Raw genomic sequence first — 466 nt, 5'->3', positions numbered from 1 at the left:
GACGAAGCCTGTGCGTGAAGGCCGGCGTTGCTGGATCCTCTCCTATGCAGATGGCGCCCAATTCCACATGGACATCGTTCCCTCGTTGCCGAATGGCTCAGAACAGCGGCTTCTTCTGGAACGCGCGCAATTCGATGCGCGGTGGGCGGATACTGCGATCGCCATCACGGATCGCGATGTCCCGACCTACCAGGTGCGGACGGCCGACTGGCCGCGCTCCAATCCAAAGGGGTATGGGGAATGGATTAGGTCACGAATGGGTTCGGTCCTCGCCCGGCGCAAGCAGATCCTCGTGGAGTCGTTGAGGAGGCAAGGCGTTACGGCTAGCGTCGAGAACCTGCCGGACTACCGCGTGCGGACGCCCTTGCAGGCCGCGGTGATGCTCTTGAAGAGGCACCGCGACAACATGTTTGCCGGCGAACCCGATCTGAAGCCCATCTCCGTCATCATCACCACGCTCGCAGGC

At 62.2% G+C, this 466-nt stretch carries 1 pseudogene; it reads left to right on the top strand.

The features are described 5' to 3' along the window. Positions 1–67: 67 nt before the first annotated feature. Positions 68–466 (top strand): annotated as a pseudogene (locus EN749_RS37085) (nucleotidyltransferase); the annotation flags it as partial.

Origin of the sequence: Mesorhizobium sp. M7A.F.Ca.ET.027.02.1.1 (assembly GCF_004022985.1) — a bacterium.
GTDB lineage: Bacteria > Pseudomonadota > Alphaproteobacteria > Rhizobiales > Rhizobiaceae > Mesorhizobium.
This window is presented reverse-complemented; position numbering and strand designations above follow the sequence as displayed.